This is a genomic window from Vibrio sp. D404a (genome assembly GCF_030248535.1).
GTDB lineage: Bacteria > Pseudomonadota > Gammaproteobacteria > Enterobacterales > Vibrionaceae > Vibrio.
Genome location: NZ_JAHGAJ010000022.1, coordinates 99647 through 125030, shown reverse-complemented (window position 1 = coordinate 125030; position 25384 = coordinate 99647). Strand labels below are relative to the sequence as shown.

The 25384-nt window shown below is 45.6% G+C and carries 25 protein-coding genes and 2 tRNA genes; 15 read left to right on the top strand and 12 right to left on the bottom strand.

The window, feature by feature from the left end:
* The first annotated feature begins 52 nt into the window (after positions 1 to 52).
* The 9 genes from KI655_RS14430 (at position 53) to KI655_RS14390 (ending at position 9405) form a co-directional block, all read left to right on the top strand.
* The gene (locus KI655_RS14430; RefSeq protein ID WP_285406258.1) at positions 53 to 991 is read left to right on the top strand and encodes an iron-siderophore ABC transporter substrate-binding protein; all 939 of its coding nucleotides are present in this window, start codon (positions 53 to 55) and stop codon (positions 989 to 991) included.
* Positions 991 to 2985: a Fe(3+)-hydroxamate ABC transporter permease FhuB gene (gene fhuB / locus KI655_RS14425; protein WP_285406256.1), complete on the top strand. Its 1995-nt coding sequence runs from the start codon at positions 991 to 993 to the stop codon at positions 2983 to 2985. The genes KI655_RS14430 and fhuB overlap by 1 nt, the downstream gene beginning before the upstream one ends.
* Positions 2986 to 3161: 176 nt before the next feature.
* A complete protein-coding gene (locus KI655_RS14420; RefSeq protein ID WP_285406253.1) occupies positions 3162 to 3974 on the top strand; it encodes a crotonase/enoyl-CoA hydratase family protein in 813 nt (270 codons plus the stop codon).
* A gap of 97 nt (positions 3975 to 4071) precedes the next feature.
* Positions 4072 to 5226 (top strand): OmpP1/FadL family transporter, encoded by a 1155-nt coding sequence (locus tag KI655_RS14415; protein ID WP_285406251.1) that lies wholly within the window; start codon positions 4072 to 4074, stop codon positions 5224 to 5226.
* The gene (locus KI655_RS14410; RefSeq protein ID WP_285406249.1) at positions 5226 to 5918 is read left to right on the top strand and encodes a hypothetical protein; all 693 of its coding nucleotides are present in this window, start codon (positions 5226 to 5228) and stop codon (positions 5916 to 5918) included. Before KI655_RS14415 ends, KI655_RS14410 begins: the two co-directional genes overlap by 1 nt.
* Positions 5919 to 6102: 184 nt before the next feature.
* The gene (locus KI655_RS14405) at positions 6103 to 6738 is read left to right on the top strand and encodes an SDR family NAD(P)-dependent oxidoreductase (RefSeq protein ID WP_285406247.1); all 636 of its coding nucleotides are present in this window, start codon (positions 6103 to 6105) and stop codon (positions 6736 to 6738) included.
* Positions 6739 to 6968: 230 nt separating this feature from the next.
* Positions 6969 to 8081: an NADH:flavin oxidoreductase gene (locus KI655_RS14400; RefSeq protein WP_285406245.1), complete on the top strand. Its 1113-nt coding sequence runs from the start codon at positions 6969 to 6971 to the stop codon at positions 8079 to 8081.
* A gap of 195 nt (positions 8082 to 8276) precedes the next feature.
* Positions 8277 to 9023 (top strand): helix-turn-helix domain-containing protein, encoded by a 747-nt coding sequence (locus tag KI655_RS14395; protein ID WP_285406242.1) that lies wholly within the window; start codon positions 8277 to 8279, stop codon positions 9021 to 9023.
* A gap of 154 nt (positions 9024 to 9177) precedes the next feature.
* Positions 9178 to 9405 (top strand): hypothetical protein, encoded by a 228-nt coding sequence (locus KI655_RS14390; protein WP_285406240.1) that lies wholly within the window; start codon positions 9178 to 9180, stop codon positions 9403 to 9405.
* Between the two features lie 109 nt (positions 9406 to 9514).
* Here KI655_RS14390 and KI655_RS14385 read toward each other — a convergent pair whose 3' ends face one another.
* The 5 genes from KI655_RS14385 to KI655_RS14365 are packed head-to-tail and all read right to left on the bottom strand — an operon-like array spanning position 9515 to position 13227.
* Positions 9515 to 11575 carry a heavy metal translocating P-type ATPase gene (locus KI655_RS14385; RefSeq protein ID WP_285406238.1) on the bottom strand — a complete coding sequence of 687 codons (2061 nt, stop codon included), beginning with the start codon at positions 11573 to 11575 and terminating at the stop codon, positions 9515 to 9517.
* Complete coding sequence (locus tag KI655_RS14380; protein WP_285406235.1) at positions 11572 to 11874, bottom strand: YtxH domain-containing protein; 303 nt, start codon at positions 11872 to 11874, stop codon at positions 11572 to 11574. Before KI655_RS14380 ends, KI655_RS14385 begins: the two co-directional genes overlap by 4 nt.
* Positions 11864 to 12169: a hypothetical protein gene (locus KI655_RS14375; RefSeq protein ID WP_285406233.1), complete on the bottom strand. Its 306-nt coding sequence runs from the start codon at positions 12167 to 12169 to the stop codon at positions 11864 to 11866. Before KI655_RS14375 ends, KI655_RS14380 begins: the two co-directional genes overlap by 11 nt.
* 2 nt (positions 12170 to 12171) lie before the next feature.
* Positions 12172 to 12897: a YtxH domain-containing protein gene (locus KI655_RS14370; RefSeq protein ID WP_285406231.1), complete on the bottom strand. Its 726-nt coding sequence runs from the start codon at positions 12895 to 12897 to the stop codon at positions 12172 to 12174.
* A gap of 12 nt (positions 12898 to 12909) precedes the next feature.
* Positions 12910 to 13227, bottom strand: coding sequence for an HMA2 domain-containing protein (locus tag KI655_RS14365; protein ID WP_285406229.1), 318 nt, complete (start codon positions 13225 to 13227; stop codon positions 12910 to 12912).
* A gap of 141 nt (positions 13228 to 13368) precedes the next feature.
* Between KI655_RS14365 and KI655_RS14360 the strand changes: the two genes are divergently transcribed.
* On the top strand, positions 13369 to 13731 hold the full coding sequence (locus KI655_RS14360; RefSeq protein WP_285406227.1) for an HMA2 domain-containing protein: 363 nt from the start codon (positions 13369 to 13371) through the stop codon (positions 13729 to 13731).
* A gap of 99 nt (positions 13732 to 13830) precedes the next feature.
* On the opposite strand, the gene KI655_RS14355 is transcribed toward KI655_RS14360, so the two are convergent.
* The 4 genes from KI655_RS14355 to KI655_RS14340 form a co-directional block, all read right to left on the bottom strand.
* On the bottom strand, positions 13831 to 14277 hold the full coding sequence (locus KI655_RS14355) for a hypothetical protein (protein ID WP_285406224.1): 447 nt from the start codon (positions 14275 to 14277) through the stop codon (positions 13831 to 13833).
* Between the two features lie 94 nt (positions 14278 to 14371).
* Positions 14372 to 14623, bottom strand: coding sequence for a hypothetical protein (locus KI655_RS14350; protein ID WP_306416276.1), 252 nt, complete (start codon positions 14621 to 14623; stop codon positions 14372 to 14374).
* Positions 14624 to 14836: 213 nt separating this feature from the next.
* A tRNA-Gly gene (locus KI655_RS14345) sits at positions 14837 to 14911 on the bottom strand.
* Positions 14912 to 14950: 39 nt separating this feature from the next.
* Positions 14951 to 15025 (bottom strand) — tRNA-Gly (locus tag KI655_RS14340).
* A 359-nt stretch (positions 15026 to 15384) separates the two neighbouring features.
* On the opposite strand from KI655_RS14340, the gene KI655_RS14335 reads away from it, so the two are divergent.
* The 3 genes from KI655_RS14335 to KI655_RS14325 all read left to right on the top strand — a co-directional run bounded on the left by KI655_RS14335 (position 15385) and on the right by KI655_RS14325 (position 19256).
* Positions 15385 to 16548, top strand: coding sequence for a threonine/serine exporter family protein (locus KI655_RS14335; protein WP_285406219.1), 1164 nt, complete (start codon positions 15385 to 15387; stop codon positions 16546 to 16548).
* Between the two features lie 192 nt (positions 16549 to 16740).
* Positions 16741 to 18102, top strand: coding sequence for a DUF1800 family protein (locus KI655_RS14330; RefSeq protein ID WP_285406217.1), 1362 nt, complete (start codon positions 16741 to 16743; stop codon positions 18100 to 18102).
* Positions 18103 to 18110: 8 nt separating this feature from the next.
* Complete coding sequence (locus tag KI655_RS14325) at positions 18111 to 19256, top strand: DUF1501 domain-containing protein (RefSeq protein ID WP_285406215.1); 1146 nt, start codon at positions 18111 to 18113, stop codon at positions 19254 to 19256.
* A gap of 176 nt (positions 19257 to 19432) precedes the next feature.
* Here the strand turns inward: KI655_RS14325 and KI655_RS14320 are convergent, their stop codons facing one another.
* The gene (locus KI655_RS14320) at positions 19433 to 20038 is read right to left on the bottom strand and encodes a LysE family translocator (RefSeq protein WP_285406212.1); all 606 of its coding nucleotides are present in this window, start codon (positions 20036 to 20038) and stop codon (positions 19433 to 19435) included.
* Positions 20039 to 20137: 99 nt separating this feature from the next.
* Between KI655_RS14320 and KI655_RS14315 the strand changes: the two genes are divergently transcribed.
* Positions 20138 to 21082 carry a LysR family transcriptional regulator gene (locus KI655_RS14315; protein WP_285406210.1) on the top strand — a complete coding sequence of 315 codons (945 nt, stop codon included), beginning with the start codon at positions 20138 to 20140 and terminating at the stop codon, positions 21080 to 21082.
* A 39-nt stretch (positions 21083 to 21121) separates the two neighbouring features.
* On the opposite strand, the gene KI655_RS14310 is transcribed toward KI655_RS14315, so the two are convergent.
* A complete protein-coding gene (locus KI655_RS14310) occupies positions 21122 to 22231 on the bottom strand; it encodes an AraC family transcriptional regulator (protein ID WP_285406207.1) in 1110 nt (369 codons plus the stop codon).
* A 21-nt stretch (positions 22232 to 22252) separates the two neighbouring features.
* Between KI655_RS14310 and KI655_RS14305 the strand changes: the two genes are divergently transcribed.
* Positions 22253 to 24259 (top strand): TonB-dependent siderophore receptor, encoded by a 2007-nt coding sequence (locus KI655_RS14305; protein WP_285406204.1) that lies wholly within the window; start codon positions 22253 to 22255, stop codon positions 24257 to 24259.
* Between the two features lie 201 nt (positions 24260 to 24460).
* Here the strand turns inward: KI655_RS14305 and KI655_RS14300 are convergent, their stop codons facing one another.
* Positions 24461 to 25384 carry an amino acid ABC transporter permease gene (locus KI655_RS14300; protein WP_285406202.1) on the bottom strand — a complete coding sequence of 308 codons (924 nt, stop codon included), beginning with the start codon at positions 25382 to 25384 and terminating at the stop codon, positions 24461 to 24463.

Here is a 25384-nt window from a genome sequence, read left to right as displayed (position 1 = left end):
TGAGAAGGCTGCTTTTGTCGTTTAAAAAATAACAAAACCGATAGGGAATAATATGGATTTAATCAACAAAGGCTCGCGACTTTCCAAGGTGGGAATGAGTCTGTCAATCTTGGCTTGTGCTTGGTCAGCGCAGGTATTTGCTGAATTTCAGGTACAAGATAGTGAGGGAAGCAAAACCTTGCCTTCTGAACCTGTGCGTATTGCCGCCCTCAACTGGGATATTGCCGAACAGGTGATTGAATTGGGTGTAACTCCGATTGCTGTTCCTGATATCGCGGGCTACAACGAATGGGTTGTTCAGCCGCCTGTACCAGAAGGTGCACAAGATGTAGGTACGCGAACGGAACCTAACTTTTCGGTACTTAAACAGTTAAAACCGGATGTCATCATGATCGCTTCACCGCAGAAAGATCTTGAGGCGCGTTTATCTGAAATTGCTCCGGTGCTTTACTATCAGACATACAGTGAGAGTCATGACAACGCACAAGCGGCGATCGATAACTTTAAAAAGATTGGTCATGTACTGGGTAAAGAAGAGCTAGCTAACCAGAAGCTAGATGCAATGAATGAGCGTCTTTCGGAACTCAAAGCCATGCTTGATAAAGCTTACCCAGAAGAAAAACCTAAGGTTACTTCGTTCCGATTTGCTAGCACAAACTCTGTGTTTATCTATGGCGATAACTCGATTCCTCAATATGCGCTGCAACAGCTCGGCTTTGAAAACGCTATGCATCTTCCTGCGAGCCAGTGGGGGATCACCCAGAAACGAATCACTGAGCTGAAATACGTCAAAGATGGTATCGCACTCTATTTTGAACCTTTCCCATATACCGCTAAATTGAATCGTTCTCCAGTGTGGAAAAGCATGCCATTTGTGAAGAACAATCAAGTGGGCTCAGTGGCGCCAAGTTGGAGTTATGGTGGTGCAATGTCAATTCTCTACAATGCAGAGGCAATGGCTGAATCAATGCTGGAGCTAGCTGAGAAGTAATGAGACGTAACGGGTTAATTGTGGTGGCTGCATTGTGTTTGGCAGCCACAATCCATCTATGGCTAGGGCAGAGTGATTTTGGGCCTATTCCGCTATTAGTTGGGCAGGTATCAGAAGCCGGCAGTTGGGCTGATATACAAGCACTGTACGCAGAATCTTTTGAGCTCATGGGCTTTGTTGATGTTAACTTGCCTCGGCTAATGATGGCGTTGCTGGTTGGCGGAACGCTTGGAACCATTGGTAGTCTGTTTCAGCAATTAACTCAGAATAGAATGATGTCTCCATTGACCTTGGGGACATCTGCCGGTGCTTGGCTTGGCCTAGTGTTGCTAAATGTACTTGCGCCAATGCTGGTTGGCCAGTTTTCGGTATTTTTTGCGTTGCTGGGTGCGCTCGTTGCAATGGGGCTGATTGTCGCCATCGTTGGCCTGAAAAATATGAGTGGCTTGCCAATAGTGTTGGCCGGTATGGCGGTCAATTTACTGCTTGGTGCGTTCGCGACCGCAATCATTCTATTGAATGACCAATATGCGCAGAATCTATTTATTTGGGGAGCGGGGGATTTAGGACAGAATGGTTGGGAGCAAGTTGAATGGCTGCTGCCGAGGCTTCTGCCTATTTTAGCTATCTTCCTATTTGCACCACGTGTGTTAACGCTTCTCTCCATTGGGACAGAAGGCGCAGCCGCTCGCGGTTTGAATATCGGCACAACCTTTTTCCTTCTGATGTTTGTTGGTGTTTGGCTGGTGTCGGTCTCTATTACGACGGTAGGTGTGATCAGCTTTATTGGTTTGATTGCACCGAACATTGCGCGTTACCTTGGAGCGATCAAAGCCAAACATGAGCTATACGCCAGTGGAGTATTGGGTGCGTTACTGCTGTGTATGACGGATAGCTTGGCGATCTTTATCGGTCAGTGGTCTTTTGATCTCATTCCTACTGGCACGGCGACCGCAGTGATCGGTGCTCCGGCGCTGATTCTGATTGCTCGTAAACAGCTTACTGCTCAAGATCAGATGTTCTTCTCGATGCCAAAAGGTGCCAGAGAGACGAGTTCACGCATCTACTTGATGATTGGCGCAATCATGCTCGGTTTAATCGGACTCAGTACATTTTCACATCCGCTCTCTGCCGATCACTATTTCCAATTCCCTGATGCATTTGAATGGTCGATTCGTTGGCCACGCATGTTAACTGCAGCCTTTGCTGGTGGCGGTTTGGCTGTCGCCGGCGTGATCTTACAGAGATTGGTGTATAACCCACTAGCAAGTCCAGACATTCTAGGGGTTTCATCGGGAGCAGTGTTGGCATTAATTCTGAGTAGTTTGATTTTCGGGCATTCCATTCATACCCTAAGCCCTTGGGTGGCTTTCTTAGGCAGTTTAGGTGCGCTGGCGCTGTTACTTGTTTTGGGTAAGAAGCACCAATATGCCCCTTCGATTTTGATCCTGACTGGGATCTCCTTAACAGCCGTATTGGAAGCGCTGGTTCAGTTTTCACTAACGCGAGTGGGAGAGGGTAAATACACGCTACTGGCATGGCTAGCAGGTTCGACTTACCGAGTTAAGCCAGAATCGGCATTGATTCTAGCTGCAGCAATTACCGTTGTAGTAACAATGGCACTGCTCTTGAGTCGATGGGTAACTTTGATAGGTTCAGGGCGTCAGTTTGCTTCTGCTCGCGGTTTGAATATTTCTACGGCTTATCTCTGTTTGCTCTGTTTAGTTGCCGTGCTATGTGGCGTGGTGACAACCACAATGGGACCTGTAGCCTTTGTTGGCTTACTTGGCCCGCATATCGCAGCGATTGTTGGGGCTCGGACGGTCAAAGAGCAAATTGTGTTGTCGATGTTTATCGGTGCTACTTTAATGCTGTTTGCTGATTGGCTGGGACAAGTTGTGGTATTTCCAGCGCAGTTAGCTGCCGGAACCTTGGTCTCGATTATTGGGGGAAGCTACTTCATCTTCTTGCTATTGAAAGCAAGGCGCGGCTAAATCGTGGCATCGCATTTAATTTAGATATCTTAAAATCAGCAGTACTTCGGTACTGCTTTTTTGTATGAAACCAAATCAATACATCGACGACCTATCAAATTTACTTCCAGACATTTGAGTATGTTAATAAAATGTTTACTCTAAAAGTAAGCCCATGACATCGGATGTCTTACATTATGCCTAATCAAGATCGTGTAACTTGCACCATAGATGACAACAATATCGCGACAGTAACCCTCAATCGACCAGATAAACTCAATGCGATTGATATAGATATGTTTATTGCTGTTAACCAACTCACGCGAACATTAAAGCGTAATCGAACCATACGAGCAGTGATCGTCACCGGTAGCGGCAGTGATTTTTGCTCAGGGTTGGATGTGAAGTCGCTACTGACCAGTAAAATGGGGGCGATCAAGTTGTTGTTCAAATGGTGGCCGACTCAGGCGAATGCCGCTCAGCGTTTCTCGACAGGTTGGAGAGACATACCGTGTCCGGTGATTTTTGCGATTCATGGTAAGTGCTGGGGCGGTGGTCTCCAACTGGCTTGTGGTGGTGATTTCCGTATCGCAAGCTACGACTCAAATTTCTCAATCATGGAAGGGAAGTGGGGGCTGATCCCTGATATGGGTGGATCACTTGCGTTTCGAGAAGTGATGCGTCAAGACCACACCTTAGAGATGGCGATGACCGCCAAAGTGATCGACAGCCAAACAGCCAAGAGCTACGGCTTGGTTACTCGACTCTCATCCGATCCTTATACGGAAGCGTACAATTTGGCGTTAGAGTGCGCCAATCGAAGCCCCGACGCGATAGCTGCTAACAAGAAGCTCTATCAAAAAACGTGGTGGAGCAGCCCTGGCAAAGCACTCATGTTAGAGACTTGGTATCAAATTAAAGTGGGCATGAGTAAGAACAGAATTATTGCTGGTCAGCGAGAGAGAAACCAAGACGAGCCAAGGGCGTTCGAGGTAAGGCAGTTTAAATAGCCCTTGGCTAGTAATACGCGTTATTCCATTTGTTTATAGAGGTTTGAGATACCCTACGGCTAGTCGAATTATCAATTAGCTAAATGAGCCTCTTTTAATGAAAAACAATTTTAAATTCTCTATAGCTGCTGCCGCCATAGTGGCAAGCCTCAATGTTTCTGCGAGTGGTATCTTCCTTCAAGAAGCGGTGATTGCGAACGCAGGTACTGCTGGCGCAGGTGATGGTGTTTATACTCGCTCCGCTGCGGCGATGTGGACAAACCCAGCGACAATGTCTTACATGGGTGAAAGTAAAACCACCATCAATGCTATGGTGTTCGATCTTGAAATGGACTACCAAGATAACAGCTCTGCAGGTGATGGGCGTGGTCACTCTGTTCTGCCTTCAGCGGGTGCGTTCCATGCACATCAAATCACAGACAAACTTCATTTCGGTATCGCGTTGGGCGCTGCAGGTGGCTCGAGTTTAGATTACGGCAGTGATTGGGCTGGCGCAGCTTTGCTTGAAGACATTACGCTGACTGCAATGCAGGTTAACCCTGCGTTAAGCTATCAAGTGAATGAGCAGCTATCTATTGGTGCCGGTGTTCAGCTCGGCTGGGCAGCGTTCCAACAAACCACCTCAATGTTGACAGCAAAACAAGATACTGACTGGGCATATGGCTACAACTTGGGTGTCATGTACACGCCAACCGAGCAACTTAAGCTGGGCATGAGCTATCGTTCTAAATTAGAGCATGAGTTTAATAATGATGTAAAAGGTCTCGGGCCACTAGATTCGATGTCTACCGGTATCGCGTTGCCTGAGATTGTTGATGTTAGTGCAAGCTATTCAGTGACCGAACGTCTAGATCTGTTAACCAGCGTTCAGCTTCACCGTTGGAGCGCTTGGGATGAGACAGTTCTAGATTTTGGTTTGGCAAGTGGTGTGCCAATCAAGCGAGATTGGGATGACGTTTGGAAGTTGGCAGTAGGTGCAGATTATCAACTGAATTCGGATTGGCGATTAAAAGCGGGCTTCTCATATGAAAGCTCTCCGCAAGACGACCCTTCGATGCAATGGGTAGATGTACCTGTTGGTGAGCAGTACCGTTACTCTGTGGGTGCTTCAACCTATTGGGACGATATTTTGATTGATGTGTTCTATGAATACGCGGATTTTGGGTCTGTTGATATGGACAGAGCGAATGTAAACATGGATGGCACATTCGACGGGCGCATCCACTTCGTTGGCATTAGTGCGACCTTCTAATGAAAACAAACTCAAAGTTACTCATTGCAATACTCGCTTTCGGCTGTTCTGCGTCGCTTTACGCTGAAGAGAAACATCATGAAGATCCGACAAAGATCGTCACCAAAGCAGGTATCGCATACAACGAAGAACTCAAGTTCTCTGGCTCGATTGGGCTTGATGAAGCTCGTATGATTAACGCTCGAATCAATGCTGATGGCGATGAGTGGCGAGTTGGAGGCTCATGGTTGTTGCCGCTTGGTATCGTGAACTTTAACTTCAGTCGCTCAGAATACGACAACGACGCCTATAAGAATAACTACAGCATTGGTACTTTCGTGCCGCTCAGTTACTTTGGCATCGAACCTTATGGGTGGCAGCTATTTCCTATGGCGGGCTACAGCTATAACGATGGCGAAGTCGCGTATTTTGATGACACCAGCGTTGATAGTGATTACGTATTAATGCCGACTTCGACACACGGTGGTTATTTGGGTGCGTTTGGCTTGAAGCCGATCAATGACCAGTGGTCACTATTAGCATTCGGCGGCGGATCTATGGGTTCAGACGACTATTCCGGTTATTGGGCTGGGTTAGGTGCGAGCTTTAAGATCTCAGAGGCGCAGTCATTTAATCTGTTCAGCATTTTCGCAGAAGATGACTTTGGAGAGAACAACAGTGTAGGTATCTCTTACACATACGAATTCAACTAGACTCGAATGTCGTTGATTTTGTCTTGATTAAGGCTGACTGGTTAAGTCAGCCTTTTTTATAATCGTTGAACAGCATATTTTAATTTTGAAAATACGAATGATTTTCATTTTATTGATCTGCATATAAGAAAGAATAAGACAACTTCGCTAACATGACCGTATATTCAACTGTTTAGAGGTCTGTATGAAAACTGTCGCGATTTGGGGAGCTGCGAGTGGCTTGGGTGCTGCTATGGTCGAACAATTTCACCAAAGTGGTTTTAATGTTATCGCTATTGCTCGAAATCCAAGTAAGAACCCTCGCTTGGGTGAGCTTAAACTGCAAACATTAAGCTGTGATGCCACTCAGCAAGATCAAGTAGACGCTACAGTAGAGGCGTTACCTCAAGACTGTTTGGTTGTGTCTAGCATGGGTAGTTTTAGAGCCGAAGTTCCAGTCGACTATATCGGACATCGTTATTTGATTGACGCTCTACAGAAGCGTGAGATTAAGCGCTTTTTATTGGTGACATCATTAGGATGTGGCGATTCGTGGCAATATTTATCGGAGCGTGCGAGACAAGGGTTTGGCGCTGCAGTTAGAGAGAAGAGTCTTGCTGAAGCTTGGCTTGCGTCGAGTGATCTGGACTTTACGATTCTAAGACCGGGTGGACTGATTGATGGAGAAGTTACTAATCAGGGAGAAGTATCTCAATCTGGCGAGATTCATGGTGTGATTTACCGTCAAGAGGTGGCGCGTATCGTAGAGAGCTTGGTGACCAACGATGCGTGTATCGGTGAGATATACCAATGTGTCGATCCAACGGTGAAATACGGTTAGTCGCAGGTATTATTTCCTTTAAGGCTAGCTATCACTTGGCTAAGCCTCCGTTTCCCTAAAAGGAAGCATTAACCTTAATCTAGATTAAGTTCTGGCTTGCGATTAGTCGTTACTATGCGTGTCATTCACGACATCGTTCGCTTTGAACAGTGAAGAGCAATCCTCGATAGTATATCGGTGATTGCTCTTTTTCGTTTGTCGACATCGAAAACAGATCTAGAGGGTTTCACTTGAGTACTTTGTTCACCGAAAATCGCCTTGGCAACATGGTTCTAAAGAATCGATTCATGCGTAGCGCGACGTGGGAAAATATGGCGACAGAAGATGGCCATATGACGGATAAGCTCTATGCGATTTATGAAGAGCTTGCACAAGGACAAGTGGGACTGATTGTCACGGGTTATGCGAACATTGTCGCAGAAGAAAAACCAAATGCGGGAATGATGGGGATCTACGATGATTCGTTCATCGAAGAGTACCAAAGGCTTACCCAACTAGTGCAAAGCTATGGTTCGAAGATTGTTATGCAGCTTGCTTACGGTGGCACAAAAACCACTTACAACCTTGGTGAACGTGTCATTTTTGCACCGAGTGATGTTCCAGAGATGGGCACTAAAACGCAAGGCAAAGCGATGTCGAAGCAAGACATCGACTACATTGTTGATGCCTTCGCTGCTGCGAGCCTAAGAGCAAAACAATCTGGCTTTGATGGTGTAGAAATTCACGCTGCACATACCTACCTTATCAACCAGTTTCTAAGTCCTTACTACAACCAACGTCGAGATGAGTATGGTGGTAGCTTAGAAAATCGTATGCGCTTTTTGGTCGAAATCTTCAACAAGACACGTGAACTGGTGGGAGAGGATTATCCAATCTTCGTTAAACTAACAGCGACTGAGTTTTTTGAGGGTGGTTTAACTTTCGAAGAGACTAGAAAAATCTGCCAGCGTCTTGATCAACTGGGTGTAGACGGCATCATCATGTCGGGTAACGTACATGGTAAAGCCAATACTATGGTGGGTGATTGTTACGATGGCTACACCGTGCAAGAAGAGGGCTATTTTCATGAGTATGGTGATATTGTCAGCCGTGAGATTAAGGCTCCTGTGATTACAGTTGGCGGACTTACCGATATCGCGGCTATTGAAAATATCGCAAACAACACAGGTATTGAGTATTTTGCTTTGTCGCGTCCTCTGCTTTCTGAGCCCAAACTCATCAAACGTTGGCAAGAAGGTGACCGTGCTCCAGTAGAGTGCGAACGCTGCTCTAAGTGCCGAACCAAACGTGGTAATTTCTGCGTTGTTAACAAAGACCGAAAAGCTCAGTTAGCGGCTATATAACCATATATCCTCGTTTAGTGATAGCTGTGTTGTTGCTTGTGTAACTCTTTGAAAAACAGTCCGATTGGGCTGTTTTTCTGTATTCTTGTCGCCCGTCTCACAAAATAACCCACTCTTGAGCCCAATTGGTTCCTTAACGCGTTTGGTTTGCTAATTTATAAAGCTGATGCGTCTGTTAATAAGCAAAGAAACGATATGTCAGGAACACAATCCATTATTAAAGAGTTGAAAAAGCAGCTCAAACTTCATGATATCCACTATCAAGACATCGCGATTAAGCTCGACTTAAGTGAAGGCTCGGTGAAAAGGCTGCTTGCAGACGGCAATAACATCAGCTTGGCGAGGCTAAGTGCGATTTGCGAACTGATCAGCATGGATATATGTGAACTAGTTAAGCTAGCTGCAAACGCAGAGAAAAACCTCCAGAGCTTAACGTTTGAACAAGAACAACAGATAGTGTCAGACAAAGCGCTATTGATGGTATCGGTTTGCGTCTTGAATGGATTTCAACTTAACGAGATCATCGAACGCTACAACATCAATAAACAGCTGCTGATGCAAAAGCTGATTGAGCTCGACAGGATAGGGGTATTGGAGTTGATGCCTGACAACCGTATTAGGTTATTGTTGTCGCCCAACTTTGATTGGATAGCAGGAGGCCCTATTCAAACCTTCTTTTTAACTCAAGTGCTACCAGAGTTTTTTCAAAGTCACTTTAGTCGACAAGATGAAAAGTTACTAATGTCGACCGGTTTAATGTCACCGCACACCAATCAGAAGTTCCAACTTCGTTTACAGAAGTTAGTTGAAGAGTTCTATAGCGCTTGTCATGGTGACAATGAGCTTGATATGAGTGATCGAAATGGAACGTCTTTGATTATTGCCTTAAGGCGCTGGCACTTTGATATGTTTGATAATATTGATTATATCAATCCTAAGTAACATTTTATAAGACTTGGAGTGTCATTATAAGTGACTTGATTGATTTTGGTTTTAATATCTGACTTATGAATGCATCCTTAAATCCAGTGGTACGAGGAGTGGTTGATAGTGTTATCCCCTCGCGAATATCGGACTCAGATTTAAGGACAAAACAATGAAAATCAAAAACAAAATTCTAGTAGCTATGGTTGGTCTTATCTCAATGACGGGATGTACCGCAACACAACAACTTTCCAGAGTAAAAGTGCCTGTTCCTACCAAGAGCATTAACATCGCACCAACTATGATTACTCTTGCAAGGGTAACGAAAGCCTTAACTCCAGTGGTTCTTAACTTAGCGCAACCCATTGTTATTTCGCCAAGAATTGTCGTAGGGCCTTAAATAGAAACTACGCAATAATTGAAAGCCCAGCAGATGATGCAGGGCTTTGTTGGTTTCAGACTTTCGCTCAGGGTCATTATTTTAAGCTGGAGTCATTAGTCATTCGCTATTAGCCGTGACGCAATGCGGCAGAACGTCCAAGAATCGAGAGCGTGGTGCCATTGTGGAGTAGGGCACTCATCGCAGGGCTCAGATATCCGAGAGCTGCTGCGAGCATAATGCCACTGTTGACGTACTCTGCGAGCTTGATGTTGGAATGGATGACACCCATCGCGATATTTGCCAGCTCACGAGCATCAGACAGGGCGGACAGTTTGTCATGTAGCAGGACAACATCAGCTACTTGTCTCGCAAGTTCAGTCCCCTGAGACATCGCAACACCCACATCAGAAGCAGTAAGTGCAGGCGCATCGTTCACGCCATCACCAACAAACATCACTCTTTTACCTTGTCGCTGCAGAGACTCAACAATCGACGACTTAGTCGATGGGACGGCTTCTGCGAAGATTTGATCAAGCTTCAATTCGTCACCCAAGATCTGAGCTTTAAACTGGCTGTCACCCGTGATCATGATGAGTTCGTTTATGCCTAAACCTCGAAGGCTCTCTAAGGTTGCTTTTGCATCTTCACGCAGGTGGTCTCTGAGCCCTAGCATGCCAATGAGCTTGCCTTGGTAGGAGACGAAGATCAGGTGTCGACCGAGCGCTTCGTATTGGCGAATGGTCTCTTCATATTCACTAAAGTCGACCTGTTCATGCACTTCAAGAAAATGACGGCTACCCATGACGAGTTGCTCATTATTAAGCGTGGTTTTTAGACCATGGGCAATCACATATTCCACTTCACCGTGGTCAATGTGGGGCAGTTCGTGTTGTTTTGCTGCATTGACCACCGCCTGTGAAAGAGGGTGGTTACTGTGCTCTTCCACGGAGGCTGCCATTGCCAGTAAATCGCGGGCACTGTTGTGATTACAAAGCGGGATTACATCAGTCACTTCCATATCGCCATGAGTAAGCGTACCGGTCTTATCAAACACACAAGTATCGATGTTAACCAGTTTCTCAATGGCAGAGCCGCCTTTGAATAAGATGCCTTGTGATGCTGCTCGATACATGATCGATTTAAACGTCACTGGTGTACTTAGCTTAAGCGCACAAGAGTAATCAACAAGAAAAACGGAGGCGACACGGTTGATGTCTTGGGTTAAAGCAAAGACAGCCGCACCGATACCCAAGGTTATTTTTACACGGCGATTCGCCATATCTTGTGTGACTTGCTGTGTCTCACTTTTCTCACTGAGTGAATCGTAAATCAGTTTCGCGATCTTGGCGGTGGTAGCTTCACTCCCTACCTTATCAACGCGCACTTGAATAGTGCCATCATGGACGCTGGTGCCAGAGTAAACGACGGCATCTTGTTCTCGCCTTACAGGCACATTTTCTCCAGTAAGCGAAGATTGGTTAACCAAGGCCGTGCCTTTCAGGATGGTGCCATCAATTGGGATTGCGACACCGGGGCCTAACTCAATCACATCGTCAGGCTTGAGTTCAGATGAGTGAACCTGAATGCGCTCTTTATCGGACACTAACCAAACCGTGCTTTCTTGAGGGCGCATAAGATCGGCAAGTAGCTCGTCGCTATTGCGGCTCGTCTTCTGCTCCATGTATTCACCTAAGCTAATCAAACTTTGAGTCATCATGGCCGTGCTATAATCACCGCGCCAAGCAGAAAGTCCAACCGCTATGGCATCCAGCACTTCTACGGAGATATCTTTATTACTAAGGTCACCTACGCCTTCAAACAGTGTGGGTGCTATCAGAGTTGCAGTGCTGATTGCAGCCCACTTATTTGGCAACAATGCGGCAGCAATGGTGCCGATGACATTCATCGCGATATCACCACGTGTGTACTCGTGCTCCGCCTCAGACTGCTCTGCGAGGGCAAAGTCTAATTGAGTCAGTCGAGCTTCAACGTTTGAGGCGTTGATCAGTTCAGCATCATATACAATGGTAATCGAGTACGCGTCTTCATTGACTCGCACATCTCGAATACCCTGAATAGCAAGCAGGCTCGTCTTGACCCAACTTCCAACGTCTGAGTACTGCTTTAACGCTGGGACTTTAAATCTGACTCGACCAGGGAAGTGGTGCTTAACCTGGAGTCCAATCATTCGTCGCCTTTGTGTAGATTTCGGTAGTATTCGAGTTCTGCTTGTGTGTCTTCTAAGCGCTCTTTCAGCTCTTCTACTTCGCCGCGTACCGCAGACCAAGCTTTTTCACCAGTTGCCGTTACACCTTGCTTAAATTTCTTGTTGGTTAGCAGGTAGGCGACAGCAGCCCCTGCAGCAACACCCATCGCGAAATGTGTTTTGCTGTTTTGTTGCTTGTATTGTTGCGGTTGCTCAGTGGTAGGTTGAGCAGGTTGCTGATAACCGTAGTACGGGTAACCGTAAGGATTGTTATTGTTCATTTTTATGTTCCGATGTTTGGTCAAGTAGGTAGAGGCCGGCAGCACCCACGCTTAGAATGGTCATCAGAGAAAGCGCAGGGCGTCCTGCCATTTTTTCTGCAACATAAGTCGTTGAACCTGCGATAGCACCTGCTTTAATTGCGTCTTTAGCCGCTTCGGCAGCCAGAGTATTCGTATCTAACTGACCTGATTTATGTTGCTGCCAATGTTTAGCCAACGAAGCACTACCACCCGCAATCGCGCCCACGAGCATGGCTCGATTTGCAGTGCTTAGCTTGTTGGTTGCATTGCTCATGATTACTGCTCTTGAATTGCAGGTGTGTCAGCATCAGTAGTCGGTGCAGTCGGTTCTTGCCCCGGCTTCAGTGGCTTGATGACTGGCTCAGCTTTATGTTTTTGTACTGAATCTTGATAGCCTTGCTTGCCCGCTTGGTAAGTGTCTTTGAAGATCTCACTGCCAGTAGATACGTTCTCTTTGACACTGCTTGCGGTGTTGGCTGCGCTGTCACGCACGGCTTCTCCACCATTTTTAAGCATGTCACCAGCACCAGAAACCAGTCCCATTAGCTTTCCACGAACGTTGTCGTTGCTTAGGATCAAAGCCGCCGCTGCGCCGACCATAGCGCCTTTCCAGAATTCTTTATCACTCATACCAAAACTTCCTAATATCTCTTTGAATGTATTTGCTTCTTCCCCTAGTGCACCATCGAGCATCGCTTGTGCTTGTTCAAAGAGGGCATTGTTTTCCTCTTCTGGTTGAGGCGTTTGAGGGGCGTTTGCCTGATTGTATTGAGGTGGCATACCAGGATGTGCCATATGTGGTGGCATCATTCCTGGGTGCATAAACTGAGGATGCATCGGTTGACCGTGCATCATAAAGGGTGGCATTCCCATTGGGGGAGGCATATTAGGATCCCACTGACCATTCTGCTGGGCAGCGAAATAGGCATTTGCCATCTCCTTTTGCATATCCAACATTGCGTTGTAATACGCTTGATAGGGGTTGTTCGTCTCATTACTCAAGGTGTTCACTCCTTAGAGGTTTAGCTGCTCGGCGAGCGAGTAACATGCCTGCTCAGCATCTGCAGCAGAGTCGGAAAATAGAGCGTCTATGGTGCTAGGTTGAATACATGACGGGTCATATTCGATAACGATGCTGCCGGTCGCAGTGTTGATCTTGTAGTTTTTAAATGCCGGAACAGATGCAATCGCTTGTTCTATCTCGTCGCTACGATAACTCGCCAGTTGAGCAACGATCCCTAGTTTGTACTTAAGACGAACTCGTCCTGGGATATGATGGCCAATCGATACCCACTTCCTTAACTTTAAGGCCTTGTTTATATGTTGTTTCATACACTTGAGTATAATAGGCACAAAAAATACATGGGTACTAAAAGTTAACATTTGGCCATTTTAAATAGAGATGTTTTGCGCTGAATCAAGTTTAATGATATGTTGCTATTGAGATTGGTTATCATTAAGGTTCTTTCTAAGATGAACACTTACATTCACAAGACAAATCAAAGACTTAGAGTTCGTTCGGACTATATTAAAGATCACCCATCAGAGGTTGAGAAACTGATCAATCAGCTGAATGATATTGATGCAGTCTTTGAGATTAAGCACAAAAAATATGCTGGTTCTGTGGCGATTCAGTTTGATAAGAACGAGTTGGATTGTGAAAGCTTGTTGGAGATATTAGAAAGCCACCACTGGACTCAAAGCAGTGACAAACCTTCTTTTGTTGAACAGGCGATGGTTTCAGGAACCAAGACGCTTGTGAAAGGAGCAACGACGATTGCATTAAATCGTTTACTGGGACCAACGGTTAGCCGTATGGTCATGAGCATCGCGTAACATCGCTGAATCGATCTATTGAACATGAAAAAGCAGCCTTATTTGGCTGCTTTTTTTGTGGGCGTTGTTAAGTGCCGAGAATAGCCTACCGAGATAAAGCTATGCTGAGAGTTGAAACTTCTTCGCGGCACACTTGCATAAACCGTTTTGCAGAGCAGGGCAGCGTTTACAAGGTGGTGACTTAAGTGGAAGTCGTCCAATAGAAGAAACATTGCTCAGTGTTTGGTTGGGTTTTACTGGACTTAAACTTGACGTATTGGCAGCAGAACGTTGAGAGGTTGAGATATCAAAACCAACGGGTGCATCGTTTAACCAAGATATGACTGGACTAAGTGGTTTAGCTAATTCAGAGACGGCGCTGATGGCAACTTGTTCAGCAAGCTCTTGGAGTTCCTTTGATGACGAATCAATGCGTGATGGTTGCGGCCCAGAATTCAGCGAAGAGTCGGTTTTTTTCTTGAGCTGTTTTAACAGTTGTGCGGAAGCTGAAGGCGATTTTTTGTTCGCCTTCTTATACAGTTTTTTTAATGCCTTTTTTGCTTTCATCTCAATGCCTCCGCTAACGATGTAATTATACTATCAATTATACGGTTGCAAATAAATCTCATTTACCTACAAATGCAGAGTGAAAGCTGACGCATTACTGAAGCAGGATAGCAGCCTCAAGAACATGGTGTGCATCGCCACGAAGGTGCGGCATTTCGTTCATGATCTTTTTCAGTTTATCGTCGATAGACTCTGCCTCGCTCAAGGCTTGGAAATTCATAATTGCTTGCGCGGGTTGCTGTTCTACATACCCTTTTAGTGAACTGAGCTCTATCTTGTTGGCATTCTCGACCTTAGTCAGAGCCATTGTAATGGTATCTATGCTTAAGTTTTTGTTTTTTAACATTTTTATTATTACGACATTGCTTCTAATGCGCGAACACTAACACAAAGCCAAAAGCGAGATATTGATTAAGATTATGAAATGGTTTTGAAGAGTATGAGTTTTCGAAGCTTGTGAGCATTCCTCATATGAGTTTGTTACTATTGATGGAAAAGTAATTTAGAACCGTTGAGTGAGTAATGTTGCAGAGTTATTTTTTGCATGGTTTGGGAGTATTGGAGCGTGCAGCGGGAATCGAACCCGCATCATCAGCTTGGAAGGCTGAGGTAATAGCCATTATACGATGCACGCTTATTGTCTTATTGAGAAAGACTAAGCAGGATTAAAACTTGGAGCGTGCAGCGGGAATCGAACCCGCATCATCAGCTTGGAAGGCTGAGGTAATAGCCATTATACGATGCACGCACATCGTCTTAACGAGATCGATAATGCCACATCTAACTGAAAACGAAACCTTTTTTTCCCTATTTTTATGCTAAGTGGTCGCATAATCACCGTTGCGCTATTTTTTTGTTCGTTATGGCCTTTTAAGGGACTATTCTGCGTGAGCAAAGTCTCACTTATGGTTGGGATTGGTTTGTGAATGATTCAGGCGTCTATATGGCATTGATATGATTGATAACTATAAAGAGGTATGTCGTGCGATATTATTTTTGTTGTGCGAAAAAAAGTAGAGAAATGAGTAACTAATTCACCCAAATTACTCGTCAATTTGGCTCACGTTTGTTACATTTGCCGCATATTTTTTCACCTCTATAACGTCCATGCCTTCCCAGTATCGAATTAACAAAATTGTTGAAATCGGCGACACTCTGCATCGCAGTGGCTGTGCTCCTTACAAGCTCGAAAAATACACACAACACTATGCGAAAAAGCATGGTGTGGATGTGATGATCCAAGCGACACCAACGGCGATTAACTACCAATTTCCTGATGACAACAATGCGGTTATTTTGAAGCGTCTAAAACCTGCTTCAATTAACTTGAGTCTGTTAGCGAATACGATCATCCGTATTAACCAACCGAGTAGTGAACCGGTCCCGGAGCCCGTTGGTTATTCGAAGTTTGTGACTGCTTTAGCGAACATGGGTATACCACCGGCATACTTAATGTTGGTTGGTAGCACTTTGGAGGCCGTAGGTTTTTCTGTCCTGTTGGGACTAATGGTGTGGTTATGTCAGCAGGTTTGTCATGGGCGACGTGCTATTGCCGTTGAATTCATTGCTGCTTTAATCACCGGTATTTTTGTAGCCTTCCTTGCCAGCACTGGCTTACCAGTTCCTGTATGGGCCTTGTGTATCGCTTCGATTGTTCTGTTTGTGCCCGGATTGTCGATCGCTAACTCGTTAGAATGTCTGGCGTTTAACGATCTGGTCTCGGGGACAAGCTTACTCGGGCAGAGCGCACTTACCCTGATTAAACTCTTTGTCGGTATTGTTATGGGGTTAAACATTGGTGAGGCGTTATGGGGGCAGGCGGTCTCTATCTCTTATACCAATGAAGTACCGACGTGGATGCACGTATCGGGTCTTGTACTGATCTCGGTTTCGATTGGTGTGATGTTTAATGCCCGACCAAAAGATATTTTGCTAGGTTTGCCTGTCGCTGTACTGGGTATGTGGGGACCATTCTACTTAGGTTTTGATAGCGGCTGGGTTGTCGGCACTTGGGTGACAACCGTATTGATTACCCTATACGGTACTTGGATTGCTAAGAAGATGGACCTCACGGGTTCAATCTATATTGTCCAAGGTATCATTATTTTGGTTCCGGGTAGCCGCGTGTTGGTGAGTGCCAGTCAGTCGGTATTTGAGCAGTCCATTCTTCCAATTCCAAGTATTGGTTTATCGGCATTGTTCATGTTCTCGGCCATCGTGGCGGGTCAAATTACTGCATACTCTATCTACTCACCAAAAGTAGAGCGGTAGTTATTATTGGTGGTGCTTGTTGATTGGCTGGCACCACTCGCTTCTTTGTCTCCTTTCTGTTTACACTCCCGCGTCACCAAAACGTTAACGCAATCTCTGTCCTGCGACCCTTGGGTCGGTGTGCGCCTGAGTGCTCAGCCAATTTGCTCATTTCCTATTACACTTAAACAGCGGCGAATAGGGAGTATCGCAATGAGCTATTATCCAACATCAGAGATAGTCACTGAGCAAAGGTTCGGGTTCGGACCTAGGCTTGGTCAGGATCGTTTCTACACGTTATCAGAACAACTATTGCGTTCGGCTTATACGCATCCGAGGCTTAAAACATTGCCGAGTACAGAGGTGATACTGACTCAGTTGGGCGAGCAGGGAAGTAAGCGAAATGCTGCGAAGAAAGATCCCGACCAAATGAAGATGATAAAAGATCAAACTAAGCAGTTTTTCCGAACCAATTATCGCCAGCAAGTCGAAGCCCGTTATCAGCAAAGTATTCATACGCCTTTGGGCTTTCAAGAGAGATTGATCCAATTTTGGAGCAACCATTTCGCTATTTCAGTCGACAATCGCAGGTTATTACCTTTGGCGGCACATATCGAAAATGATGTTATTCGTTCCTCTTGGAATGGCGGGTTTAATGAGATGCTGCAGGGTGTGACTAAGCATCCGGCAATGCTCATCTATCTCGATAACCAACAGTCTATTGGTCCTAATTCCAAAGTGGGAAAACGCAGAGGGAAAGGGCTGAATGAAAACCTAGCTCGAGAGATTTTGGAACTGCACACACTTGGCGTAGGCAGTGGTTATACCCAGCAAGATGTCTCAGAGCTTGCTAAGGCAATATCGGGTTGGGGCGTAAAAATGAAATCGCCTAATGTGGGGTTTCGCTTTTCAGAGTCGACCCATGAGCCCGGTAGCGTGAATCTGTTGGGGCGGCGTTACAGTCAATCAGGGATTAAGCAAGGCGAGCGGTGTCTTGCAGACTTAGCGATTCATACCAATACGGCGCAGCACCTCTCGCGAAAACTCTGTCTTCATTTCTTGGGGAGTGTTCCAGAAGCGCTAGCGGACGAGATGGCTCAAGCGTTTGTCCGTGCGAAAGGGCAGCTCATGCCGATGTATCAAGTTCTGATTGATAGTGAGAAGATACAGGTTACGTCGCCCGTGCGTTTTCGTACGCCCAAAGAGTGGTTATTTGCGGTGGTGAGAAGCGGTAATATCACACTGACCGAGAAACAAGCGCTTAATACTTTAAACGCCTTGGGGCAGCCGCCTTATAAACCGGGCTCTCCAGCTGGTTGGTCGGATCGAGACAGTGATTACAATAGCCCTTCAGCCTTGACCCAAAGAATGCAGGTCGCTAATCGACTGGCTAATTTGGCAGTGAAGTCGGCCAAACAATCCAACATCAAACCACAAAAGCTACTGCAAGAAGTCACTCAGACCTTGTACCCCAATGCGCTTGATGAACATACGGCGATTGCAATGTCAAAAGCCGATGGTGTGCCGATGAAGCTTGCTTTGCTTTGGCTTAGCCCACAATTTCAGTACCGATAGGAGGCGTTATGAGTATAAATCGTTATAACCGACGCGAGTTCTTAACCATTGCGACTGCCTGTAGCGTCACTGCTTTGTGTCCTTTTCCACTATTTGCACAAACTCACTCTAAGAACATCTTTGTTTGGATCACCTTGCGCGGCGCAATGGATGGTTTGAATGTCGCTGTGCCTTATGGAGATAAAGACTACCTTGCACTGAGACCCAACATTGGCTTGAAGAAACAGCAACTATTGCTACTTGATGACTTCTTTGGTCTTCACCCAGCAATGACACAATCTCATAAATGGTTCAAAGCGGGTGAGTTTAGTGTGGTTCAAGCTTGTTCTACGCCATATCGTTCTCGCTCTCATTTTGATGGACAAAAGGTGCTTGAAAATGGCACGGATGATCCTTTCCACACTGATGGTTGGCTGAACCGCTTGATTGCATTAGATGACTCAAAAAATGAAGGGATCGCGATCGATTCAGGCTTGCCTTTGATTATGCAAGGTGGGTCTAAGGTAGCGAGTTGGTATCCGAATAAGCTCAAAACGCGAGATAAGCAGACAGAGTTACTTGCAGAAATGTTCCAGAGTGACGAAATGTTATCTGCCAACTTTGATAGCGTTATGAAGGTCGATCAGCTAGTTGGGGATGAAAGCGTTGGCAAGCAGTTTAAATCCCTGATGGATAAGACTGGCGATATATTGGCAGCAAGCGATGCACCAAATATTGCGGCGCTGGAACTTGGTGGATGGGATACCCACGCAAACCAAGGTGCCGAGAAGGGTCGGCTAGCTAATCAGTTGAGAGCGTTAGATACAGGTTTAGCCTCACTAAGAAGCTCTCTTGGCAGCAGTTGGAATAGAACTGTCATTATGGTTGCCAGTGAGTTCGGCAGAACTGCAGCTGAAAATGGTACAAAAGGGACGGATCACGGTACGGGCAATGCGATGTTTATTGCTGGCGGAGCTATCAAGGGGGGGCAGGTACATACCCAATGGCCCGGTTTATCAAGCAGTCAGCTGTATCAGCAAAGAGATTTGCAACCGACAACAGACATGAGATCCGTGATAAAAGGTACGCTTGCCGCACACTTGTCGCTAACCTCAGTACAGTTAAACCAAGTCTTTCCTAATAGTGATGACCTTCCTCTGTTTTCCTTCAGCTAAGAAGTTAAGAAGCTAAGAAATAAAGAAAGTAGCAACTGTTGATTGACTGGAAGATCAAGCGATGACCAGCTTTGGCAAATGTACTATTGCTAAAGCTGGTCATCGTCAAACTTGTCATCGCCTAGATTTGTCGTGACTCGTTTTACTTTATGTTTAAGTGCTTATGACTTCGGTGCTTATGACTTCAATGCAAGCGCAGAACCGAACAGCACTAAACCTGCTCCACAAACCTGATTCAGACGCTGCTTGAAGCGATTTAACCAACCTTGTAACAGAGGTGATGTAAAGAGAATCGCCACTAGCGCAAACCATGCCATGTGCAGTGCCATCATATAGACACCGTAACCCAGTGCGAATGCGTTATCTGTTGGGTTATTGGTGATCAGCTGACTAAAAATACTTAAGAAAAACAGCATTGTTTTTGGGTTTAGCACGTTGCAGAAAAAGCCTTGAGCTATATAGCGCTGCTTAGTTTTTTCAGTTTGATTAATATCTGGCGAAGCTTGTTCTTTGGCAAAGATCCCTTTCAGCCCTAAATAGATCAAGTAGCCTGCGCCTAGGTAACGAATAGCATGGAAAAGCGCTTCATTTTGTGAGATTAGGTAACTGATCCCTAACATCGAATAGCTAATATGAACACCAATCGCAAGGCTGATACCTACAGCGGTCAGTATTCCCGCTCTTCTACCGAGATTGATACTGTTCTTTAATACTAAAACAAAGTCAGCACCGGGGCTTATGACGATTAAAATACCTAAGATAGCTAGACTGATTAGTTCCATATGAATTGACTCTTATTGTGATAGAGGCGCTATTGTATGCGGGCTTTTGGCTGACTATAATCGAAAAGAATTCTAATAATATGTGAGAAAAATTCACAGATGAGACACCTAAAAGCCTTTCAAGTGTTCAATGTGGCGGCCAACGTTGGGAGCTACAGCGAAGCCGCAATACAACTCAACATTACTCACGGTGCTGTCAGTAAGCAGATAAGAGTCTTGGAAGAGCACTTAGCGTGCCCATTGTTTTATAAGCAGGGACGTGGGGTGAGTTTAACCACAGAGGGTGAGTTACTTAAAGGCTATACCGAACAAGCATTCTCAACACTGCAAGCGGGCATTAACGTGTTGAGCCAACAGAGTAATAATGTATTAGAAGTGTCTTGTGAGCCAACGTTGACCATGCGCTGGTTAATGCCGAGAATATCGGATTTCTTTGCATCGTCGGGTATTGATGTTCGTTTATCTACGGCTGGTGGACCTGTTGTGTTGGGGGCGTCCGGACTCTCATTAGCCATTCGTCGAGACGATTTTGCTACCGTGCACAACTATCAAAAACGATGCTTAGTTGAAGAGTGGGTTGGGCCCGTGTGTTCTCCGCAGTACTGGGAAGAAATCTCACACTCGTCGTCGGGGCTGATCAGTTTGGAAAGTGGGTTTAAATGTTTGCACAGTGAGACTCGTCCCGAGGCTTGGAGGAATTGGCTTACGCATTTCGACAAAACATCAGTCGGTCTGCACCAAGACATAGATACTGACCTTTGCCTCGAGAAGTTTGAGGTCGCCCTAAAACAAACATCCTCTTGTCATACGATGGGGCATTTCTATTTCTGCTTGCAGGCGGCTGTCGATGGGCTAGGCATAGCGATTGGTTCATACCCGTTAGTGCAAGATGATTTGAAACGAGGTAATTTGATTGCGCCGTTTGGTTTTGTGCAGTCTGGTTTTAACTATGTATTGCTTGCAGAGCAGGGGACATTGTCCAATAAAGAGGAACAGTTCAGCCAGTGGCTCACCTCTGAATTGGCTAAATCAATCCCGTGTTAGATTACGGTATGTTTAAGCCATTATTTTCTTCAATACGAGCTAGGCCCGCACAGTAACCTCATGGGGTGGCATACCAAAGGTCTTTTTAAAGGCGTTGGTAAAGTTTGATGGGTGTTGATAGCCCGCTTCGTAAGCAGCTTCAGTAATGGATACAAGACCTCTTTCCAAATGCTGGCGCGCGATTTCAAGGCGCCTAAAACGAATGTAGCCATTGATGGTCATGTTATAAGATTGCTTGAAGCGCCTTTGAATGTTAGAGACACTCATAGAGAACTGTTTAGCAAGCAGCTCTAGGCTTAAATCTTGATCCAAGTGCACCTCAATAAAGCTGATCATTTCCTCAATGCGCTCATCATTACTCTTGTTTTGCATATCACCTTCATTTTTCGATAGGGTGATTTTCTTGCGATCATTATGACACACCTGACAACAAGAGAGAGGGAGCTGAGAGAGTGAGTTCGCCAAGAGTTGCTGGGTTAAAGTTTCGATATGCAGTTTTTGGTGGAAGTCGTCAGGAGTCGAACTGGTGGTAAGTTGCTGCGCAAGAGCCAGTATTTGATCCGTGATGTTTAGGTAGTAATTAGCGGTGTGAGTTTTAATAAAATTACGACTTGTACACGCTTCGTTCATACGTGCTTCAAACCACGACTGCTTAACTAAGATGTTGATTTTATTTAGGTGGTTGTTGGCGATCATCGCACGACGAAAGTTGGCTGGCTTTGCGAGATTCACAACAACACCTTGCGGTTTCTCGGATGCATCGAGGTTAAATTCGAGGTCGTCGTAGCCAAACGACAGCTTACCTTCTAATAGAATGGTTACTAAGACGGCTGCATGTGCGGTCGATACAATTTTAGTATCGACCAACTCTACACATCGCCCACCATGGACAAAAATCTGGTCATTATATTGATAAGAGAGGAACTTACCTTCGGCAAGTGAAGTCTGTTTAGGCTGACCTTGTGTCACAATGATCTGCTTTTCTGTCTGCTCAAGCTTTTTGGTCAGAGTAACTTTGCCCATTTTAGCTCGTTTTGAAACCACTTCACCCATTTGACCTTTCCTCATAACACCTGTGCGATTTTGCATAAGTGAATCGCCTGTCCATTTATAAACTCGACTCATATTATACATGAGAATTATTATCATTTATATCTAGGAACAGAATTTATGGAAAGCCCAATCCATTTGACCATTAAGCGCTCAACATTATGCCTCGCAATTGGCGCGGCTATCGCTAGCCCAGCCTTTGCCGACGATACGACTTCACACTTCGAAGAGGTGGTTGTATGGGGGACTAAGGTATCGAGTAACTCAGAGTCTATGGTGTCTGAGGACATGTCACTAAAACAGGCGGATCATATGTCAGATCTGCTGCGTGACATTCCCGGTGTGGATGTGGGGGGAACTCACTCAGTAAACCAACGTATTACGATTCGTGGTTTGAGTGAGACAGATCTAGACATTCGTTTAGATGGAGCGTCGCAACACGCGAACATGTTCCACCACATTGGTAACTTGACGCTGAACCCAGATATCTTGAAGTCTGCTGACATTCAGGTGGGTAACAACTCTGTGACGCAAAATGGTCTAGGTGGTGCGGTTTACTTTGAAACAAAAGACGCAAAAGATCTACTTCGTTACGATGAACAGTTTGGTGCGCGAGTATACGGCGGTTACGCGACCAATGACAGCCAGCAAGGCTCACTAACCGTATATGGCACCCCGACGGATACTATTGACCTGATGGTTTATGGTAACTTCGTTAGCCGTGACGATTTTGAAGATGGCGATGGTAATCAGACCTTTGGTGCTGCGGGTGACGTCTACAACATTCTTGGTAAAATTGGTTACGAGCCAAGTGATCTGCACCGTTTTGAATTAGCTTACGACCTATATCGTGACAGCGGCGATTACAGCCCACGTCCTGATATGTCAGGTGGTGCAAACGAAGGCTTGTCGAGTGATAAGCTGATCCCAACGGATTATGACCGTGACACCGTCACTCTAAGCTATGAAATGCGTGGCGATACACACCAAGCAGATGTCACACTTTATAACACCATGACAGAGATCGTGCGTGATGAATCTGTGATGGCTCCTGCGTGGCCGGGTAATCGTCAGTCGAAGAACAAAGCGAAAAACCAAAACTTTGGCCTAACGGCGAAAGTGCAATCTGACTTCACCATCGCGAGCTTTGAGAATCGAGCAACCTATGGCTTCGACTACATGGATAAGACATCTAGCGCTTACTATGGCAGCAGCAAGTTCATGGATGAATCTGCGATTTCTACGGCTTTGTTTGTTGAAGACCAATTCTACTTTACCGATAACTTTTCTGTGACTGCTGGCCTGCGCTTTGATGACTATCAACGTAAAGCGGAAACCGGTACCGATGATTTCGATGACGTAACATGGGCATTGGCGACGGAGTGGGATGTCACGCAAGATTGGACGCTGTTCGCAAGTGCGCGTTCTCTGTTCAAAGGCCCTGAGCTTCTTGAAAGCTTTATCGCGTACCAAGATGTTGCCTACCTAGCAGACGACATCAAACCAGAAACAGGCTTGAACACACAAGGTGGTGTTCGATTCAACAAGTACATTGACGATCATTTCTTGGGCGCAAATGTGACGGTCTTCCAAACGGATATTGATGACTACATTGTGGAGGCATACCAAGGTGCTACCCAGACTTACCTTATCTACAATCTAGGCGATGTTGAAATCAAAGGCTTCGAGGCTAGCGTGTCTTACGGCTACGACATGTTCAACAGTAAGCTTTCTTACTCTCGTTCAGACACCACCAATAAAGAGACGGGCGGTTATGTACCGGGTGGTAACGGTCGCAGTATCGATATGGGTGACAGCATCGCGCTAACACTGGATTACCAAGCGGAGTCGCTAGATACGATCTTTGGTTGGACTTCTATCTTAGTGAAAGATGAAACTAACGTTGCTGATGGTGCTCCAATCAAAGAAGGTTACGACGTACATAACCTATATGCGCAATGGGTACCAAATAATATTGAGGGTTTATCGGTTACGTTCGGTATAGATAATGTATTTGACGAACTTTACACGTCTCATGCGTCTCGCTCAGGTACTGCTCGTGGCTTTGTGCTAGACGACTATGAACCAGGTCGTAACTACAAATTGTCTGCCGCATACCAGTTCTAATAGTGTGTTTACTTCGCAACAGGTGTGTGTATCTGATAGATAGCAACTAATATCAAAGATGCATGCAAGGAGGCTAACGCTCATTCAATACTTATTTATCCCCATAAGTATCGGTATTGAATTGGCTTGGGCGCTAAACGAACGTTAGCTTTCTTTGTTGCGAAATGGCCTTAAGCGATCTGCTTAAGGCCATTTTTTTATCTAGCGATTGAGATAGACGCGAGAGCGCAATTCAATCCATTTGAATAGGCGAGATAGGGCGAAGCATAGGGCAAAATAGACAGCGCCTACAATCAGCCAAATTTCAAAGATGAGCCCCGATGAGTTTGCCATTTCTGTTCCTACAAACGTCATCTCTTGAATCGAGATCAAAGAGACGATGGAGGTATCTTTGACAAGAGAGATTGCTTGCCCTGCAAGAGGTGGGGTAATTGCTGTGAGTACTTGTGGACCAATCACGAAACGGTATTTAGAAAAGCTTGATAACCCTAATGAATCCGCTGCTTCCCATTGTCCTTTCGGGACACTCTCTAACCCTGCTCGAATCACTTCTGCGATATAGGCAGACGAGAGCAAACCGATACAGATAACACCCGAGGCTAGATTCTCCCAAAGGTTAGCGGGGCCGAATAGGAAGCTCTGCAGAGCGTTTATCTCGCCGTTGTGATCGCGTAATAGGCTTTCTAGCCCCAGTAAGGGAATGAGCTGATTAGAAATAAAAAAGTAGAAAATGAACACGAACACTAAAGGTGGAATATTACGAACCAGTTGAATAAACAACAATGCAGATGTTCGGAAAACGGTAATGGATGAGTGACGTGCCACGCCGAGCACTATCCCCACAGAGAGTGCTAACACCATACTCCATAGACTCAGGCGCAACGTCGCTATTAAGCCTTGAAAGAAATACGGAATGCTGCCTTCAGACGGTGGAATGAAGATGAGGTTAAACGCATCTTCCCAGCGCCAATGATAGTTGATACCAACAGAAGAACGATAGTAAAGCCAACCAGAAAAAAGGCCGACAAGAAGAAGCAGTACGCCATCAAGAAGATTAAGACGTTGGTACCAAGCTTTGCTTTGCGGGCTAGGTTTGGTTGCTATGAGAGGGCTTGTATCCGTCAC

Coding starts and splice junctions, on each gene's coding strand:
- KI655_RS14430 (WP_285406258.1), top strand. CDS start 53: ATGGATTTAATCAACAAAGGCTCGCGACTTTCCAAGGTGGGAATGAGT.
- fhuB (WP_285406256.1), top strand. CDS start 991: ATGAGACGTAACGGGTTAATTGTGGTGGCTGCATTGTGTTTGGCAGCC.
- KI655_RS14420 (WP_285406253.1), top strand. CDS start 3,162: ATGCCTAATCAAGATCGTGTAACTTGCACCATAGATGACAACAATATC.
- KI655_RS14415 (WP_285406251.1), top strand. CDS start 4,072: ATGAAAAACAATTTTAAATTCTCTATAGCTGCTGCCGCCATAGTGGCA.
- KI655_RS14410 (WP_285406249.1), top strand. CDS start 5,226: ATGAAAACAAACTCAAAGTTACTCATTGCAATACTCGCTTTCGGCTGT.
- KI655_RS14405 (WP_285406247.1), top strand. CDS start 6,103: ATGAAAACTGTCGCGATTTGGGGAGCTGCGAGTGGCTTGGGTGCTGCT.
- KI655_RS14395 (WP_285406242.1), top strand. CDS start 8,277: ATGTCAGGAACACAATCCATTATTAAAGAGTTGAAAAAGCAGCTCAAA.
- KI655_RS14390 (WP_285406240.1), top strand. CDS start 9,178: ATGAAAATCAAAAACAAAATTCTAGTAGCTATGGTTGGTCTTATCTCA.
- KI655_RS14385 (WP_285406238.1), bottom strand. CDS start 11,575: ATGATTGGACTCCAGGTTAAGCACCACTTCCCTGGTCGAGTCAGATTT.
- KI655_RS14380 (WP_285406235.1), bottom strand. CDS start 11,874: ATGAACAATAACAATCCTTACGGTTACCCGTACTACGGTTATCAGCAA.
- KI655_RS14375 (WP_285406233.1), bottom strand. CDS start 12,169: ATGAGCAATGCAACCAACAAGCTAAGCACTGCAAATCGAGCCATGCTC.
- KI655_RS14365 (WP_285406229.1), bottom strand. CDS start 13,227: ATGAAACAACATATAAACAAGGCCTTAAAGTTAAGGAAGTGGGTATCG.
- KI655_RS14360 (WP_285406227.1), top strand. CDS start 13,369: ATGAACACTTACATTCACAAGACAAATCAAAGACTTAGAGTTCGTTCG.
- KI655_RS14355 (WP_285406224.1), bottom strand. CDS start 14,277: ATGAAAGCAAAAAAGGCATTAAAAAAACTGTATAAGAAGGCGAACAAA.
- KI655_RS14350 (WP_306416276.1), bottom strand. CDS start 14,623: ATGTTAAAAAACAAAAACTTAAGCATAGATACCATTACAATGGCTCTG.
- KI655_RS14335 (WP_285406219.1), top strand. CDS start 15,385: ATGCCTTCCCAGTATCGAATTAACAAAATTGTTGAAATCGGCGACACT.
- KI655_RS14330 (WP_285406217.1), top strand. CDS start 16,741: ATGAGCTATTATCCAACATCAGAGATAGTCACTGAGCAAAGGTTCGGG.
- KI655_RS14325 (WP_285406215.1), top strand. CDS start 18,111: ATGAGTATAAATCGTTATAACCGACGCGAGTTCTTAACCATTGCGACT.
- KI655_RS14320 (WP_285406212.1), bottom strand. CDS start 20,038: ATGGAACTAATCAGTCTAGCTATCTTAGGTATTTTAATCGTCATAAGC.
- KI655_RS14315 (WP_285406210.1), top strand. CDS start 20,138: ATGAGACACCTAAAAGCCTTTCAAGTGTTCAATGTGGCGGCCAACGTT.
- KI655_RS14310 (WP_285406207.1), bottom strand. CDS start 22,231: ATGATAATAATTCTCATGTATAATATGAGTCGAGTTTATAAATGGACA.
- KI655_RS14305 (WP_285406204.1), top strand. CDS start 22,253: ATGGAAAGCCCAATCCATTTGACCATTAAGCGCTCAACATTATGCCTC.